This is a genomic window from Flavobacterium kayseriense (assembly GCF_014305095.1).
In the GTDB taxonomy this organism is placed as follows: Bacteria; Bacteroidota; Bacteroidia; order Flavobacteriales; family Flavobacteriaceae; genus Flavobacterium; species Flavobacterium kayseriense.
The window spans coordinates 443,867-462,070 of sequence record NZ_JACRUI010000001.1 but is presented as its reverse complement, the minus strand read 5'-3'; the positions used below and the strand labels follow the sequence as shown (position 1 = coordinate 462,070).

The following is an 18,204-nucleotide window of genomic DNA, read 5'->3' as shown; positions in this document are numbered from 1 at the left end:
ATTTTTATTTGTAAGCTAAAGTAGGTGATAGAATGATAATTACAATAGTGCCAATGCGCTCTTGTGTTTAAAAAAAGAAAATGGAAAAAGTAAAAGCTAAAAAACATTTAGGGCAACATTTTTTGAAGGACGAAAGCATTGCGAAAGCAATTGCAGATACCATCAATCTAGAAGGTTATGCCGATGTTTTAGAGATAGGTCCAGGAATGGGAGTGCTAACAAAATATTTGTTAGACAAACCCATTACCACTTATGTTATTGAAATAGATACGGAATCAGTAGATTACCTAGATGCTAATTATCCCAAGTTAAAGGATAAAATTATCTCTAAAGATTTCTTACGCTACGATATCAATGAAGTGTTCCAAGGAAAACAGTTTGCTATTATTGGAAATTTCCCATACAATATATCAACTCAAATTGTCTTTAAAACGTTAGAGCTCAAACATCAGATTCCGGAGTTTGCAGGAATGTTTCAAAAGGAAGTCGCGGAACGTATTTGTGAGAAAAAAGGGAGTAAGGCATACGGAATTCTCTCTGTATTAGCACAAGCCTTTTACGATGTTGAGTATTTATTTACTGTAGATGAAAATGTGTTTATTCCACCTCCTAAAGTAAAATCAGGGGTGATGCGCATGCGTAGGAAAGAAGATTTTAGTTTGCCTTGCAGTGAAAAATTATTTTATACAGTAGTAAAAACCGCCTTTCAGCAACGCAGAAAAACGTTGCGTAATAGTTTAAAAACCTTAAATCTTTCGGATGCTTTACGAGAAGATCTTGTTTTTAATCTTAGACCAGAACAGCTAAATGTAGCCGAATTTATTGCACTGACACAAAAGATAGAAGCCGATGGAATTTAAAATCAGTAAAGACTTAATACTCGAATTAGAACAGCACATTGTCAACAAAAATGACAGGGATTTAGAACGCCTGCTTCATGACATGCACCATGCTGATATAGCAGAGATTCTGGATGAACTTGATTTTGACGAAGCAACGTACATCTTTAAGGTGTTGGATTCAGAGAAAACTTCTGAAATACTTCTTGAGCTAGAAGATGACCTAAGGGAAAACATCCTTAAAAGATTATCTGCAAAAGAGATTGCAGAGGAGTTAGATGAATTGAATACGGATGATGCTGCGGATATTATCGCAGAACTTTCGCAATCTAAAAAAGAGGAGGTAATCTCCGAGTTAGATGATTTAGAGCACGCAAAGGACATTATTGACTTATTGCGCTATGATGAGGATTCTGCTGGGGGATTAATGGGTAAGGAGTTAGTAAAGGTTAATGAAAACTGGAGCGTACTTACTTGTGTAAAGGAAATGCGCGCTCAAGCCGAAAATGTATCTCGAGTACATTCAATTTATGTTGTCGATGACGAAAATAGGCTCAAGGGACGATTGTCTCTTAAGGACTTGCTTACTACTTCTACAAAAACACAAATAGCTGATATCTATATTAAAAAAGTGACATTTGTTAACGTAGATGCCGAGGATGTTGAGGTAGCTCGTATCATGCAAAAATACGATCTAGAAGCCATTCCAGTTGTAGATGCTATGGGTAGGTTAGTGGGACGTATCACCATTGATGACATTATTGACGTGATTAGAGATGAAGCCGATAAGGATTACCAATTAGCGGCAGGTATCTCACAAGACGTTGAAGCAGATGATAGTATTCTAGAATTAACTAAAGCGCGTTTACCATGGCTAGTTTTAGCTCTTTTAGGTGGTTTTATCACCGTTAGAGTTCTTGGCTTATTTGAAGGTGCTATGCTCGAGCACGGAAATTTGTTCTTTTTCACACCGCTAATTGCTGCAATGGCAGGAAATGTTGGGGTGCAATCGTCAGCAATTATTGTACAAGGTTTAGCTAATAATACCTTAAGTGGTTCATTGTTCAATCGCTTAATAAAGGAAATATCCTTAAGCTTACTAAACGGAGCGATTTTATCTGTTATCTTATTTCTAGGTAGTTATTTTTTATTAGATGAACCACCTATTATTGGAATTGTAATTTGCTCAGCTCTTGTATCAGTAATTATCATTGCTTCTCTAATAGGAACATTTGTTCCTTTATTACTTGATAAATTTGGTATAGATCCTGCATTGGCTACTGGACCATTTATTACAACAAGCAATGATATTTGCGGTATTTTAATTTATTTTTCTATCGCAAAGATGATACTAGGTTTTTAAAATGATTAGAGACTATTGAACTATTACAACCAACTAAAACAACTACAAAAATGAATATTCACATTATAGGGGGCGGTAATTTAGGTGCTTCTGTAGCTATGGGAATTGCAAAATTTTCAAGGGACCATAAAATTACTGTTACAAGGCGTAATATAAATAAGATTCAGCATCTAGAAACTTTGGGAGTTACACTTTCTACAGATAATACTCAGGGAATAAAAGATGCAGATATTATTATTTTGACAATTAAGCCGTATCAGGTAGATTTGGTATTAGCTGAAATTTTACCAAGTATTACAAACAAAACAATCGCCTCGGCTGTTAGTGGTTTATCTATAGAATCGCTGCAAAATAAGATAGGCGCAGCCAATCAGGCAATACGTATCATGCCTAATATTGCTGCACAGTTCGGAGAGTCGGCTACATGCATTTCTTTTCAAGAAAATCATGCAGAGCAAGGTCAAAAACTGGTGACCTTGTTTCAGGATTTAGGGACAGCACCAATTATTGATGAAAAATTAATGGACGCTGCTACTGTACTTGCTGCAAGCGGCACCGCATTTGCATTACGTTATATTCGTGCTTCTATGCAGGCAGGTATCGAGATTGGGTTTGATTGGCAAACAGCATTAGCTATCTCTGCACAAACGGTAAAAGGTGCTGCCGCTATGATAATGGAAGAACAAGTGCATCCTGAACAGTTGATAGATCGTGTTACAACACCAAAAGGGTGTACTATTGCAGGATTGAACGAGATGGAAATGCATGGATTTAGTTCTTCATTGATTAGAGGTATAAAAACGTCTTTACATCAGATTAAAGGATAATGCAATACGTTGTTATTTTAATTTGTAGTTTTTAACCACGCAATTTCTCTTTTATGTATTGAAGGTAAATAGGTTAAGTTGTATTAAATATGTTAAAAATGGTTTTTTGTCGATGAAATCATGTATTCATAGAAAGTGTTAAATCGTTTTTAAAATTTAGAAATTAGTCGTACATTAGTGGTGCCTTCAAGTTTACCTTATATCTTAATAGTTAATGTTTTAATTAAATTACAAACAATTAAAAACTATTATCATGAAAAAGTTATTTGACAGTATTTACGATTCAATTTCAAATTTTTTATTTGGCGGTCAAAGCATTTCAAGACTATAAATATAACAGCAATAAATTGCTAAATAAAACAAATAGTATGATGCAAAAATACACCACTTATTAATTTGTAGAATGACCCATTTTTAGAAACTTTTGTTTTCAAAATGGGTTTTTTTATGCTTTATTGTGTTCTGTAGCTTTACATTTTTTATCGAATTTTTAACTATTTTTTGATGCTAAGATTAATGTAAATCATTTGCTTATTTATTTGAATAATCAATCGGGGCATACTTTAAAATAGTATTCTTTAACTACATTAAGAAAGGAATCTGGCTAACGTTTTTCTTACTAGCTTGAAGATTTGTAACTTTGATAAATAATCCACTCAAAAACTAATACTTTGAAACCAGAAACAATAAAAATTCTTCATATCGACAGTAATAATCCTGTATTAATGGAGCAACTAAAGGAGCTTGGATTTACAAATGAAGTTGACTACACTTCAACTAAAGAGGAGATTGAGACTAAAATTCATGATTATCAAGGTATCGTGATTCGCAGTCGATTTAAGATTGATAAACAATTTTTAGACAAAGCTTCTAAGTTGCAATTTATAGCGCGAGTAGGAGCGGGTCTTGAAAGTATCGATTGTGATTATGCAAATGCTAAAAACATCAGTCTCATAGCGGCTCCTGAAGGGAATAAGAACGCAGTAGCCGAGCATAGTTTAGGAATGCTACTTTCTCTTTTTAATAACCTAAACACTGCAGATAGAGAAATACGATCAGGACAGTGGAACCGTGAAAGTAATCGAGGTCATGAATTAGATGGGAAAACCGTTGGAATTATAGGCTACGGTAATATGGGAAAAGCATTTGCGAAAAAACTGAGAGGTTTTGATACGCAAGTATTATGCTACGATATTTTAGAAAATCTAGGAGATGCTAATGCTAAACAAGTTTCCTTAATGGAACTTCAGCAGAGGGCAGATGTGTTAAGTTTACATTTGCCATGGACACCGGAAACAAATAAAATGGTGGATGCAAATTTCATTAATGCATTCGCAAAATCTTTTTGGATCCTTAATACTTCAAGAGGGAAAAATATTGTTACTGCTGATCTCGTTGCTGCCATGAAAACAGGCAAGATACTAGGAGCAGGGTTAGATGTTCTGGAATACGAAAAACTGTCGTTTGAAACACTTTTTCAAGAGCAAAGTACGCCTAAAGCTTTTCAGTACTTACTAGATGCTAGTAATGTCATTTTAAGCCCACACGTAGCTGGTTGGACTTTTGAAAGTCACGAAAGATTAGCTCAAGTAATTGTAGATAAAATTAAAATTAAATATTTTGGTAACTCTAAGCACAACACAGTTGATAAGCGAGTTACGGGAATAGGAGGTTTTTTCTTTAAGTCTAAAAATCCAAAAGAATTAGTGAATTGGTACGGTAAACATCTTGGTTTAATAACAGATGCTTATGGCTCTACTTTTCGCTGGACAGATGAAAAAGGTGCTGATTGCTCGACACAATGGTCGCCTTTTGTACAAGATACTTCGTATTTTGCTCCAAGCGAAAAAGAGTTTATGCAGAATTTTAGAGTCGAAAATTTAGAAAATTTGTTGATTACCTTAAAGGAAGAAGGTGTTGCAGTTGTTGGTGAAGTGGAATCGTATGATTACGGAAAATTTGGTTGGATTTTAGATCTTGAAGGGAACAAAATTGAGCTTTGGGAACCAGGCGATGTTATTTTGTAAATAAAATTCCTATATTTATCGTTTTTTAATCAAATAAACTAACTTAAAAATGGACAACATTAAGACGGAACATTGGAATAATTCTCAGCCACCAGTAGATAACAAAAAATTAGCTGCGGGTATATTAGCGATACTTTTAGCAGCTTTTGGAATTCATAAATTCTATTTGGGCTATACTAAAGAAGGAATTATTTGGCTAGTTATTAGTGTTCTTACTTGTGGTATTGTAACCTCATTATTAGGGTTGATAGAAGGAATTATATATTTGACTAAATCGGATGAAGAATTTTATCAAACTTATCAAGTCAATAAAAAAGCTTGGTTTTAAAACATAAAAAAAGTCTCGATTTATTCGAGACTTTTTCATTTTAATTAGTGATTATTAATTAATCTTCTTTTTCAGACAACTTTCGTTCTAACTCCGCTTGAAACTCCTCCATAACGGGTTTCATTGTGCTTTCAGGGATATCGGCAATTCTAATGTACATTAAGCCGTCTACTGCATTATTAAACAAAGGGTCTACATTAAAAGCTACTACTCTAGCATTTTGTTTGATGTATTTTTTAATTAATACGGGCAAGCGCAGTACTCCAGGCTCTAGTTCGTCTATTATTTTATCAAACTTATTTAAATCAGCTTCGGTTTCATTAAAAATAAAATCTTTGTCGGCGTCCTTTAGTTTTACTTTATATTCTTTTTTGGGATGAATGTATTGCGCAATGTAAGGATCGTAATAATTTGATTTCATGAACTCAATCATTAATGATTTTGAGAAATCAGAAAATTGATTGCTTATGCTTACACCTCCAAGTAGAAATTTGTGCTCTGGGAAACGCAATGTGGTATGTATAATTCCTTTCCATAATAGAAACAAAGGCATGGGCTTTTGTTGGTATTCCTTAATGATAAAAGCGCGTCCCATCTCGATCGAGTTGTGCATCATATCATGAAGCTCAGGTTCAAAACGGAACAGTTCGTTGAGGTAAAACCCGTCGATACCATATTTTGGATAAATCTCTGAGCCTAATCCCATGCGGTAAGCGCCTGCAATTCTTTTCGCATCTTCATCCCAAAGGAATAAATGATGATAATATTGGTCAAATTTGTCTAGATCTATGGATTCATTGGTTCCTTCACCTACCTCTCTAAACGTAATTTCACGTAATCGACCGATTTCATGTAACACATTAGGGATTTTATTTGCTGCTGCAAAAAACACCTCGTAGTTTTTACTTTGTAGTAGTCTACAGTCGGTATCTCGCAAGGCATTTACTTCGGCTGTCATTTTATCAACATTAGCCGGGGTCGCAATTTCTTTAGGGCTTTTTGGGAGTTTTAAACTCGGTGTTGTTAATAATTTACTCTCTTTTTCGAAAGGATTTGCCAGCATATAAGTTTTTTTCCTCAAAAATTCAGAATAGCTTTCAAGGGAAACATGCTCATTTTGTTCGGCTACAGAGATGGGTTTTCCAATACGCACCTTAATCACTCGATTTTTTTGGCTAAATACCTCTGAAGGTAATTTTGCAGTGCGCAAAGTGCCATTAATTTTAGATAATAAATAAAATAAGCGACTATTTTTCGCGTGAAAATAAATAGGGACAACAGGAACTTGTGCTTTTCTAATTACTTTGATAGCGCCTTCTTCCCATGGTTTATCCACCATAAGTTTTCCGTCTTTGTAACTAGAAACTTCTCCAGCAGGAAACATCCCTAATGGTTTTCCATCGCTCAAATGGCGTAAAGTTTCCTTAATTCCCACCACGCTAGATTTGGCATCCTTGTGGTTTTCAAAAGGATTGACCGGCATAATGTATTTTTTTAAAGGCGCGATTCTATGTAAAAGAAAATTAGCAATGATTTTAAAATTAGGCTCTCTTTCAAGCATTAATTTCAATAACAAAACACCGTCAATGCCCCCAAGAGGATGGTTAGAGATGGTGATATATGCGCCTTCTTTTGGCAATCTTTTTAAATCTTCTTCTGGGATTTCAAATTTTATTTGTAGATCATCTACGATAGCATTAAGAAAATCGATGTCTTTAAGATGTTTGTTTCTATCGTAAAATTTATTGAGCGTAGATATCTTCAGAACTTTCATTAATAACCAACCCGAAAAGGTTCCGAAAACCCCATATTTCTCAGCATTTATTGCTTTGGCAACTTCTTTGGCGGTAACTAAACCCATTTATTCTTATTTTTTGAGCGAAAAACAAAGATAGAAAAAATCTCTATGCTTTGGCTATTGTAGGCTTGGATTTTAATGCTTTTATGCCAATAACTTTTTAATTTTTATTACTTTTGGGATTAAAAATTATATTAAAATGCGGATTATCTCTTATAACGTTAACGGAATTCGAGCAGCGATTTCCAAAGGATTTATTTCTTGGCTGCAACAAGCAAATCCTGATGTCATTTGCCTTCAGGAAATTAAGGCTACACCGGAGCAGATTCCGTTATTGGATTTCGAGTTGGCCGGATATCCGTATCATTATTGGTTTCCTGCCACAAAAAAAGGATATAGTGGAACCGCAATATTGTCTAAGATTAAACCAAATAATGTTGTTTATGGAACCGGTATCGAGCATATGGATTTTGAAGGACGTAATCTAAGAGTCGATTTTGATGATCTATCTGTTATGAGTCTGTACCTTCCGTCAGGAACGAACGCAGAGCGATTAGGACACAAGTTCATGTATATGGATGATTTTCAAAATTACATTACTGATTTGAAAAAAGAGACTCCAAATTTAGTAATTTGTGGTGATTACAATATTTGCCATGAAGCCATAGATATTCATGATCCCGTTAGGAATAAAAAAACATCTGGTTTTTTACCGGAGGAACGAGCATGGTTAGATACTTTTTTAAATAATGGTTTTATCGATAGCTTTCGTTTTCTAAATAAAGAACCTGACAATTATACGTGGTGGACGATGCGTTTTCCATCGGCAAGAATTAATAATAAAGGATGGCGTATCGATTACTGTTTGGTAAGTGAACCCTTAAAGAATAAGATAAAAAGAGCCCTTATTTTGCCCGAAGCAAAACATTCAGATCATTGTCCCGTTCTTGTAGAAGTAGAGTAGTACGAATTCATATTTAAAATAATAAAATGATAAAGAAAATTTCCCTAGGATTGCTTGTAATGGCACTTAGTACATCGTGTGTTTCAAAAAAAATATACAATGATTTAGAAAGCAAGTATGCTGATCTAAAAAAAGAAACACGAAGCGTCGCTGACGAAAACACTAACTTACAAAAAGCTAAAAATCAATTAGAGCTAGATAGAGATGCGCTTAAGAGTGAATTAGCTAAAGTAAAGTCAGAACGTGAAAAAGTACTTGCTGAGAACGCTGCATTACGAGATAAAATGAATGTATTGCAAGATTCTTATGCTGCTTTAGAAAAAAATAGTGGCGAAGCGTTGCAGGCTAATATGAATAAAAACCGTGATTTACTTTCTCAGTTAGACGCAAAAGCAAAAGCGTTAGCCATTGAGCAGGAACGTTTGAGTAAAAGTGCACAACGATTACAAGAATTAGAAAATTTGATTGCTGCCAAGGAAGCTACCATGAGAAAGTTAAAAGAAACTTTATCCAACGCATTAAACGGCTTTGAAGGTAAAGGACTTACTGTAGAACAAAAAAATGGTAAAGTATATGTTTCGATGGAAAACAAGTTGCTTTTCAACTCTGGTAGTTGGTCGGTAGGACCTGAGGGTAAAAAAGCCGTAGTAGAATTAGGTAAAGTATTAGGCGAAAATCCAGATATTGCCGTTTTAATTGAAGGTCATACCGATAATGACCCTTATGCAGGATCAGGACCAATAGCGGATAACTGGGATTTATCTACAAAAAGAGCTACTGCAATTGTTAGCATTTTAAGCGAAAACAAAGCTATTAATAAAAAGAATTTAACTGCTGCAGGTCGTGGTCAGTTTTCTCCATTAGCTGGAAACGAAACAGCTGAGGGCAAAGCGAAGAACCGCAGAATCGAAATTATCTTGACTCCAAGATTAGATGAAATTGCCGAAATGTTAAACGATATCGACTAGACATTCTTTAAATAAAAGTTAAAAAGGTTCAAAGTACTACTTTGAACCTTTTTTTATTTAATAGTTCTGCTGAACCTTTGTAAATTTGGGTTTTTAATCATTTGAAATTACACTAATGAAATATACTACATTACCTAATACAGATATAAAAGTCAGTAAAATTTGTCTGGGTACCATGACTTATGGGCAACAAAATACCGAGGCTGAAGGACACGCTCAAATGGATTACGCTTTTGAAAGAGGTGTCAATTTTTTTGATACTGCCGAGATGTATTCGATACCTGCCAACGAAAAAACCTACGGTAGTACAGAGAAAATTATAGGTACTTGGTTGAAGAAGTCGGGTAAACGAGAGCAAGTTGTTATAGCTTCAAAAATTGCTGGTCCTAATCCCAACTTCTCATACATGAGGGATACTATTGATTTCTCGCCTAAAAGTATTCAGTATGCGCTAGATAACAGCTTAAAACGTTTGCAAACGGATTATCTGGATTTGTATCAGCTGCATTGGCCGGAGCGAAAAACCAATACTTTTGGTCAGCGTACCTTTACTTTGCAAGATGATGAGTGGGAAGATAACATTCACGAAGTATTAACCACTTTAGATGGTTTTATTAAAGAAGGGAAGATCAAGCATATTGGTCTATCTAATGAAAATGCATGGGGAATTATGCGTTTTTTAGAGGAGAACAAATACCATAATTTGCCTAGAGTAAAAACCATTCAAAATCCATACTCACTTTTAAATCGATTATTTGAGAATGCAAGTTCTGAGATTTGTGCCCGAGAGAATGTAGGCTTGTTGGCGTATTCTCCAATGGGATTTGGGGTTTTGTCTGGTAAATTCCTAACAGGTGAAAGTCACCCTAAAGCGCGGCTTAATTTATTTCCACAATACTCGCGATACAGTAGCCAGCAGTCACAAGAAGCAACCAAATTATACCATGATATTGCAGTGAAAAACGGTTTAACTCTGACGGAATTGTCACTTGCTTTTATTGAGCAACAGCCTTTTTTAACCAGCACAATCATTGGGGCTACTTCTTTAGAGCAATTAAAGGAAAATATCGATACCATTAATGTTACTTTATCTAATGATGTTCTAAAAGCTATAAATGAAGTACAAGCAATAATTCCTGACCCAGCACCTTAAATTGATTCGGTTTTAAATATAATGCTCCTTTACTATCTTGTAAAGGAGCATTTTTTTTGTTGAGAATTTGTATTGTAGTTTATTAAAAATTAAACTCATCATTTAAGTCCAGAGAATCTATAGCTGTGGTATCTCTTGCACTAACTTTAATTAATGATTTTGCTGGACCAGTTATGTACAGAGGCTGTGATTTGTAAATGGTATCTTCTATAGGTAGTAAGCCTCTTTTTATCATCAAGTTTGTTAGAAAAGACACTTGTTTGGAAGCAAAATCTCTTAAAAGACCTTGATCGTTAAACTGGTACATGAACTTTTTTGGGCTAGGTATAATTCGTGCTAAAAACAAGCATTCGTTAAGGTTCAAGTCAATTGGACGCTTTTGAAAATAATATTGACTTGCCTCGCCAATACCGTAAATATTTGGGCCCCATTCAATAATGTTAAAATAAACTTCGAGCATTCGCTCCTTAGTTGTAATGCGGTTGTTCTCGAGAATGTATACCAATAAAATTTCTTCTAGTTTTCTAGACAAAGTTTTTTCTCTCGTTAAGAAAACATTTTTAATGAGTTGCATACTAATAGTACTTGCGCCTCTTGAAAATTTCCTTGTTTTAATGTTTTTTACAATCGATTGCTTAAAAGCCTCGTTGATGAAACCTTGATGAGAGAAAAAAGAGGGGTCTTCAGTGGTTAAAACACATTTTTTTAAAGAAGGCGCTATTTCATCCATTGTAGTATAATTAGGATTGGCATTGCCTATTAAAACGGGACGTTGCGCTACGTTATCTATGATAGCTCGATATATGAATTCGCTGTTGAGCTTTACAAGGTTTGCAGCGCCATACTTTATTACTTTTAAATTTTCTTTTTGTAGGCTACTGTCAAATATAATTGCATCTGGTTTGTTTTGATTGTATTCAAATTCTATTTTGTATGCAAAGTTTCCTTCGGCCTCCATACCTTGAAAATTAGAAAACAGTCCATCTGGTAGAGAGGTGATAAAATCTTGCGCTTTTGTTTTCGGGATTTTTACTTTAAGTTTGTAAACAGTATCTTTTTCGGTTTCGTAGGCTAAATACGGATGAAATTTCACCTTATTGAATTGTATAGTCGAACTACTATCAACTGAAATAAAGTTGGAACCAAGTAACAACCGGTAGTCAAAGCGTGCATTTTTGATAAGTACATCTTTACTAGCTAATCTTTTATGGTTTAATTTTAAGTTAGCTATCGAGGCAAAACCATCGATATGCAACTGACCTCTACTTTTATCTATATTTTCAATATTTAATCGAATAGAATCAAAACTAGAGATTAAGTTATAACGCTCATCAAAATAGGGGACTTTAATGGCGTTAGTATCAATGTTAAAAAATTGAATATCAGCTTTTTTGTTTCTAGGGTCAGCAAATCCGTTTATTCTCCATCGTTGTGTAAAAGTATTGGTTTGCACATTAATGGCAGTTTCAAGCTCTTTATTAGCGAGGACTAATTTTTGAATAGCAATCGTAGCCTTTTTACCGTTATCATCTAATTTGAAAGTTAGATTTTCTATTCTCATGTCTGTAGGAATAAGGTTTAGAACTTTCGATATTAAACGGTATGTAAAGTCAGCATAATCTTTTTTGTTACTTGTGGTTGGCTCGTTTCTATCTCTTTTTAAAAAGGCAGCAAAGTTTTTTACACTCCCTTTTTTGGTAAGTTGGACGTAGCCGTTTTCGATCTCTAATGTGCCTAATTGAATATCTCCTACTAATAATCTCCCAACATTAAGAGAAGTTCTTATTCTTTGGATTTTGAAGAGGGTATCAGCATTTTTTGGGGCTAGTGTTATTTCATTTAAATAAATCCCTGATATGCCGTCAAAAGAAGCTCTTTTTACAGAAAACGTGCTGTTGTAGTCGCTTTTGATTTTACTAGAAGTTCTTGATATAGCTGACTCTAAAATGGAGTCTCTGAAAACAAAATAACTAGCTGTAGAAATAATTATAATTAAGCATACTACTGAGAGAGCTATGCGTAAGGTCTTTTTGTAGGTTTTCATGAAATGGAATTCAATTTGGGATGGAGCTAAAATAGTAACTTTTTCTAGTATATAGAAAACGTAAGACTAAAGTTTAGGGTTTCCCTAGCTTTCTATGAATCACTAATAAAAAAAGTACAAGATTAGTTGTAGTTTTTTATTGAAATCTATGTTATGCATTATAGAATTTTTTTACTTGAGCTACTATTTGATTGGATGTCATGCTGTCTGAAGTTTCAACTGCTTTTAGTTTAGCAGCGATAGTTGAATTTTCGTCATTTATTCTTTGCTCTAATTTTGTTTTAGCCTCAGCAGGGCCAAAAATATAAAGTTCATCTGATTCATGAACAAATTCTATGATTTCTGTCAAATAGGTTTTCATGTGATTTTTTTTCCTTTCATCAAATGTTTTTTCTGAATTCACATGTTGGTTCCCAAAAAAGCTTCCTGCTTCACCTTCTTTGTCATAAACACTATTTTCAAGATCAGAGAGTATTTCGTTCATGACTTCCTTCCCGTTTTCAAGGGTTACTATAATTGCTTTAGTAGAGTCAATCCATATGCCAGTTTGCTTTTTCATTTTTTGATAGATTTAAATTAAATTAAAAGTGTTTCATAGGGTTCTTACTATTGTAAATTTCAGAATTTTTTTACATTTTTTTCTACTTGTATTTACTAATTTAGACCTCATGTGTTTCACATCTACAATATACAATTTTCAAACATGAATCACTGTTAAAGTAAATATAAATAATTGTATAGTAGGTATTTGTGATTGTTAAACTGTAGTCTAATACGTGTTTTTATAGAATTTGTATAGGCTGAATAGGTTTTAGTCTATCATGCAAAAGGAATTGTATTTGGAACACTTATAAGGTGTCTGATGACTTTTCAATAAATTGAATTAATATCACATCCAGGTCGTGAGTTTAGTAAACGTAGTGCGGTATAGATAAAGAAACATCGCTAAAACAAACATTATTTTAGCGATGTCTTAATGGTGATATTCTTTTTGCACTTACAAATTTAAAAAAGATTTGATTATCAATACTGCGATAGGTTATCCTTCTATTCAAAAAGAATATTGGCGACATCTTCGATTTTGGCAACTAATTCTATTTTAATACCGGTGTTCTTTAGTGCAATTTTATTGTATTTTGAGACAAAAATAGTAGAGAAACCAAGTTTTTCTGCTTCCTGAATTCGTTGGTCTACTCTATTAACGGGACGAATTTCTCCAGATAGCCCCACTTCGCCTGCAAAACAAAAATCTTTATTAACAGGAATGTCTTCGTTTGATGATAAAATAGCGGCTACAACTGCGAGATCAATAGCTGGATCGTCTACTGAGATTCCTCCTGTGATATTCAGGAATACGTCTTTGGCGCCAAGCCTAAAACCAGCTCTTTTTTCAAGAACAGCTAAAATCATATTTAATCTCTTGGCGTTGTAACCTGTTGTGCTTCGCTGCGGAGTTCCATATACTGCAGTACTAACTAATGCTTGAATCTCTAGCATTAGCGGGCGCATTCCTTCTAGGGTTGATGCTATTGCTGTCCCAGATAGCTCCTCGTCTTTATGTGATATTAGTATTTCCGAAGGATTAGAAACTTCACGCAACCCGCTGCCTAACATTTCATAGATCCCTATTTCAGCAGTAGAACCAAATCGGTTTTTTAGCGACCTCAAAATACGATAAACGTGATTGCGATCACCTTCGAATTGTAAAACTGTATCGACCATGTGTTCTAGTATTTTTGGTCCAGCAATAGTTCCGTCTTTGGTAATATGACCAATTAGTATAACAGGAATATTAGTTTCCTTAGCAAACTTGATAAGCTCTGCAGTTGTTTCTCTAATTTGAGAAATACTTCCTGCGGTGGACTCAATATAATCAGTATGTAAGGTCTGAATAGAATCGATGATTACAATTTCGGGCTGTATTGTTTCGATTTGTTTAAAAATGTTTTGTGTTTTTGTTTCTGTCAAAATATAACAGTTTTCGCTAGAAGTCGTAATGCGTTCTGCACGCATTTTTATTTGTTTCTGACTCTCTTCTCCTGATACGTACAAAGTGCGATAGGGCAGATTCAGTGATATTTGCAAACATAACGTACTCTTACCTATACCAGGTTCTCCTCCCAACAAAATCATGGAGCCAGGGACTATTCCACCGCCTAAAACGCGATTAAGTTCTCCGTCAGTGGTATCCATTCGGATTTCTTCTGTCGAATCAATTTCGGTTATTTTCAATGGTTTGGGAACGCGATTGGAAGGTGTGGGTTCACTTTTCCACGCTACTTTTTCTTGTTTTTGAATAATTTCCTCGGCTATAGTATTCCATTCTTTACAAGCATTACATTGTCCTTGCCATTTTGCATATGATGTTCCGCAGCTTTGACAGAAAAAAGTTGTTTTCAACTTTGCCATTATTTTTTGATTGTTTGACTTTTCATATCGTCATATTTATTGTACATCATTTCTTTTGTTAAATCGCCTATCTCATCTAATTGTGAGGCGCGTAGGTATTTGCTTGCGGCTTTTTTAGGATCACCTCTTTTTTCATACATTAAGCCCAATTCATAGGAAGCGAGCATTGATTTAGGATAATTTTTATCAGCAAGCTCTGCTAGATTTTCTAGTTCGTCATAAGCTTTGTTTTTTAATATAGCCGCTTCGATCGCTTTGAAATCATTAATTCGAATAGAGGTTTGAAGGTTGAGTTTATCTGAAATAATTTGATATTTTTTTTTCAAATAGTCAACATAACCTTCCTTTAAAACTACTATTTTATCTGTAAATTCGGTGGAAGAAATAGGTTTGTAAGAAGCGAATATTTGATACAAAGCATCAGGAATAGAGTACAGTACTAGCGAGTAATGCGATGCATTAGGAAACGAGCTGGATTTATAATCAAGAAGTGGATTAATGATGCTTTTTATATTGCTGTCTAATTGCTCAACGGTCTCTCGTATTGGTTTAATGTCACCATCAGCAGATGATTGATAATAAAACAGTTGCTTTTTAGTGGCTGCTAAACTAGTAGCGATTTGACTTTCCATCCCTGAAGCCAACTCTGGACTTAGAGAGATGTAAGCATTAAATAATGGGTTTTCCTTATAAAGATAAAAGTTTATAAATCCTGCTGTGGTATCATGACCAGCGATCATTTTAAAAGGTGCTGTTCTGTATTTGTTTTGAATATAGGGCATTAATTCGCCGCCAATAAATTCAAAAAACCGTGACGCTTGTTTTGTTGGCAAGCCTTCCGTCGGATCAACACCACAGTCGGACTCCCTTGTGTTTGGTGAGTTTTGATTTATTCCTATTATTATCGTTTCAGGTAAATCATCCCAATAAGCACCATAATTTAAAGCACCAAAGAAGGGGTCGAATAGATATTCACCATCTAGTAATACCAGTATTGGATATTTTTTGTTTGGATTGTTTTCATAGGATTTGGGTAGTCCAATAATAATTTGTCTTTTTTCACCCAATATTTTCGAATCAAACGATTCGACACTTTTTTGGGCAAATACTGAGAGCGATATAAACAATAATAAAAAGGTGTGCTTCATGATTCTAGGCTCGTTTGTTGATTCTTTTCTTACTATTAAATAGATTAGCAATATACTATTTATTTCATCCAAAAGTACTGCGGCTTTTGATTATGGATAATAAAAATGTAGGTTATACGGTAGCTCTAAATGCAAAATTGCCCCAATACAAGCTAGGTATTGGAGCAATTAAGTTATGTTGTAAAGTCTATTAGGTTAAAGAGTTGTCGTTTTCATTGGGAAAAATGATCCACGGTTTGAAGGATTTAGCCTCCTCAAACTCCATAGAGGCGTACGAAATGATGATAATGATATCATCTTTCTGAACTCTTCTGGCAGCGGGACCATTTAAAGTGATTTCACCTGAGTTTTTCTCTCCTTTTATGGCATAAGTATCAAAACGTTCTCCGTTATTGATATTTACAATGGAAACTTTCTCACCTTCGATTATATTAGATGCTTCTAATAATGTTTCATCAATCGTAATACTACCGATATAATTTAAATCGGCGCCTGTAACTTTTACGCGATGAATTTTTGATTTTAAAACTTGAATTTGCATGCTACAAAAGTAAATTAATTTAATGAAATGGTATCAATCAATCTGATATTATTGACAAATACAGCTATGAAAGCACGGTATTTTTTTGTTTCTATTTTACTCTCGCAAGGCGTTAAAGTCTTTGCGTCTGCAATTTGAAAATATTCTAATTCAAAATCGCTATTTGTATCAAATACTTCTTGAACCCATAACGAGAGTTCTTGAGCGCTAGAATTGTGGAATTTTTCTTTGACTTTAGTCAAAGTTTCGAATATGATACTAGCTTTTTCTCTTTCAGACGGACTTAGTCGTTCGTTTCTAGAACTCATGGCTAAACCGTTATGCTCTCGGTGTATTGGACAACCAACGACATGTACCGGTAATTGTGTTTTTTCAACCATTTTTTCAACGATCAATAGTTGCTGAAAATCCTTCTCGCCAAAATAAGCGTTAGTAGGACTTACTATTTCAAAAAGACGTTTCACAATTGTTCCTACACCATCAAAATGGCCTGGTCTAAATTTTCCTTCCATCTGATGTTCTAATCCATCAAAATTAAAAGGCTGGGATACTACTTTTCCTTCATAGATATCATCAACAGATGGAGCGTAAACTACAATATTGGGGTTGAGAGCAGCTATTTTTTTTACGTCCTCATCAAGTGTTCTTGGGTATTTTAAAAGGTCTTCTGGATTATTAAATTGGGTTGGATTTACAAAAATGCTAACGACGGTAATATCGTTTTCGTCCAAGGATCGCTGCATTAACGACAGATGACCATCGTGCAATGCTCCCATCGTAGGGACAAAACCGGTAGTATATTGGTGCGGTTTTACAGTATCTAAAAACTCTATTAAAGCTACTTTTCCGTAGAAAATTGGCATGGTCGTTTTATTAAAATTGACTGCAAACATAATATATTAGTTAATAACTGCATAAATTTTTGTAATTTTGCGTGGTTTTTATTACCAATGAATTAAGCAAATTACAATATGAAAGATAAGAGGATATTATATGTATCATCTGAGGTGGTGCCTTATTTGGCTGAAAATGAGGTTTCTTTAATGTCTTATGATGTACCAAAAATGGTAAACGATCAAGGCGGGCAAATTAGAATTTTTATGCCTAGATATGGAAACATCAACGAAAGAAGACATCAATTACATGAAGTGATTAGGCTCTCGGGGATGAATTTGGTTGTAAATGACTTAGATATGCCTTTGATAATTAAAGTAGCGTCTATACCTAAAGAGCGAATTCAAGTTTACTTTATCGATAACGATGAGTACTTTAAAAGGAAAGCAACATTCGCTGATGAAGATGGGGTAATGTACCCTGATAATGATGAACGTGCTATCTTTTTTGCTAAAGGAGTCGTTGAGACGGTTAAAAAGTTAAACTGGGTTCCAGATATCATACATGTTCACGGGTGGATGGCTGCAATGCTGCCAATTTATATGAAACATTTCTATAAAAATGAAGCGTTGTTTTCAGAGACTAAAATTGTTACCTCTGTTTACAGCCAGTCTTTTGAAGGAACTTTAGATGTAGAAATGATCAATAAAATCAAGATGGACGGTGTGCCAGGGGACGAAATTCCTTTTCTAGCTACTCCGGACTATGAAAGTATTATGAAATCGACCATTAACCACTCAGATGCTGTGATCGTTGCCTCTGAAGGTGTTTCTCCAAGTTTAACAAAATTTATAGAGTCTTCAGGAAAACCTTTTCTACCTTTCGTGCCCAAAGATACTTTCGCTGAGGCGTATAGTGCTTTTTATAACGAGATGCTTTAAAATTAACTATCACTTTTAGT

The 18,204-nt window shown here is 34.5% G+C and carries 15 protein-coding genes and 1 pseudogene; 9 read left to right on the top strand and 7 right to left on the bottom strand.

Going from position 1 to position 18,204, the window contains the following annotated elements; genetic code table 11:
* Positions 1-80: 80 nt before the first annotated feature.
* The 5 genes and pseudogenes from rsmA (at position 81) to H8R22_RS01875 (ending at position 5,384) form a co-directional block, all read left to right on the top strand.
* Entirely contained in the window at positions 81-860 is a 780-nt protein-coding gene (rsmA, locus tag H8R22_RS01895) for a 16S rRNA (adenine(1518)-N(6)/adenine(1519)-N(6))-dimethyltransferase RsmA (RefSeq protein ID WP_187009212.1), read from the top strand.
* Positions 850-2,202 carry a magnesium transporter gene (mgtE, locus tag H8R22_RS01890; RefSeq protein WP_187009213.1) on the top strand — a complete coding sequence of 451 codons (1,353 nt, stop codon included), beginning with the start codon at positions 850-852 and terminating at the stop codon, positions 2,200-2,202. The genes rsmA and mgtE overlap by 11 nt, the downstream gene beginning before the upstream one ends.
* A gap of 50 nt (positions 2,203-2,252) precedes the next feature.
* Positions 2,253-3,029 carry a pyrroline-5-carboxylate reductase gene (gene proC, locus H8R22_RS01885; protein ID WP_187009214.1) on the top strand — a complete coding sequence of 259 codons (777 nt, stop codon included), beginning with the start codon at positions 2,253-2,255 and terminating at the stop codon, positions 3,027-3,029.
* Between the two features lie 725 nt (positions 3,030-3,754).
* Positions 3,755-4,648: pseudogene (locus tag H8R22_RS01880) on the top strand (2-hydroxyacid dehydrogenase); the annotation flags it as partial.
* A 457-nt stretch (positions 4,649-5,105) separates the two neighbouring features.
* On the top strand, positions 5,106-5,384 hold the full coding sequence (locus H8R22_RS01875; RefSeq protein ID WP_187009215.1) for a TM2 domain-containing protein: 279 nt from the start codon (positions 5,106-5,108) through the stop codon (positions 5,382-5,384).
* A 58-nt stretch (positions 5,385-5,442) separates the two neighbouring features.
* Here the strand turns inward: H8R22_RS01875 and H8R22_RS01870 are convergent, their stop codons facing one another.
* Positions 5,443-7,245, bottom strand: a complete 1,803-nt coding sequence (locus tag H8R22_RS01870; protein WP_187009216.1) for a GNAT family N-acyltransferase — start codon at positions 7,243-7,245, stop codon at positions 5,443-5,445.
* A 136-nt stretch (positions 7,246-7,381) separates the two neighbouring features.
* Between H8R22_RS01870 and H8R22_RS01865 the strand changes: the two genes are divergently transcribed.
* The 3 genes from H8R22_RS01865 (at position 7,382) to H8R22_RS01855 (ending at position 10,267) form a co-directional block, all read left to right on the top strand.
* Positions 7,382-8,146, top strand: coding sequence for an exodeoxyribonuclease III (locus H8R22_RS01865; protein ID WP_187009217.1), 765 nt, complete (start codon positions 7,382-7,384; stop codon positions 8,144-8,146).
* Positions 8,147-8,172: 26 nt separating this feature from the next.
* A complete protein-coding gene (locus H8R22_RS01860; protein WP_187009218.1) occupies positions 8,173-9,114 on the top strand; it encodes an OmpA/MotB family protein in 942 nt (313 codons plus the stop codon).
* A 115-nt stretch (positions 9,115-9,229) separates the two neighbouring features.
* On the top strand, positions 9,230-10,267 hold the full coding sequence (locus H8R22_RS01855; RefSeq protein ID WP_187009219.1) for an aldo/keto reductase: 1,038 nt from the start codon (positions 9,230-9,232) through the stop codon (positions 10,265-10,267).
* Positions 10,268-10,349: 82 nt separating this feature from the next.
* On the opposite strand, the gene H8R22_RS01850 is transcribed toward H8R22_RS01855, so the two are convergent.
* The 6 genes from H8R22_RS01850 to panC form a co-directional block, all read right to left on the bottom strand.
* Positions 10,350-12,311: a transglycosylase domain-containing protein gene (locus tag H8R22_RS01850; RefSeq protein ID WP_187009220.1), complete on the bottom strand. Its 1,962-nt coding sequence runs from the start codon at positions 12,309-12,311 to the stop codon at positions 10,350-10,352.
* Between the two features lie 151 nt (positions 12,312-12,462).
* Complete coding sequence (locus H8R22_RS01845; RefSeq protein ID WP_187009221.1) at positions 12,463-12,870, bottom strand: hypothetical protein; 408 nt, start codon at positions 12,868-12,870, stop codon at positions 12,463-12,465.
* A gap of 488 nt (positions 12,871-13,358) precedes the next feature.
* Positions 13,359-14,720, bottom strand: a complete 1,362-nt coding sequence (gene radA, locus H8R22_RS01840) for a DNA repair protein RadA (RefSeq protein WP_187009222.1) — start codon at positions 14,718-14,720, stop codon at positions 13,359-13,361.
* On the bottom strand, positions 14,720-15,868 hold the full coding sequence (locus H8R22_RS01835; protein WP_187009223.1) for an alpha/beta hydrolase: 1,149 nt from the start codon (positions 15,866-15,868) through the stop codon (positions 14,720-14,722). Before H8R22_RS01835 ends, radA begins: the two co-directional genes overlap by 1 nt.
* Positions 15,869-16,058: 190 nt before the next feature.
* On the bottom strand, positions 16,059-16,409 hold the full coding sequence (panD, locus tag H8R22_RS01830) for an aspartate 1-decarboxylase (protein WP_187009224.1): 351 nt from the start codon (positions 16,407-16,409) through the stop codon (positions 16,059-16,061).
* Positions 16,410-16,423: 14 nt separating this feature from the next.
* Positions 16,424-17,302, bottom strand: coding sequence for a pantoate--beta-alanine ligase (panC, locus tag H8R22_RS01825; protein ID WP_187009225.1), 879 nt, complete (start codon positions 17,300-17,302; stop codon positions 16,424-16,426).
* 78 nt (positions 17,303-17,380) lie between these two features.
* Here panC and H8R22_RS01820 point away from each other — a divergent pair, with 78 nt between their 5' ends.
* Positions 17,381-18,184 (top strand): glycogen/starch synthase, encoded by an 804-nt coding sequence (locus H8R22_RS01820; protein ID WP_187009226.1) that lies wholly within the window; start codon positions 17,381-17,383, stop codon positions 18,182-18,184.
* Positions 18,185-18,204: the final 20 nt, after the last annotated feature.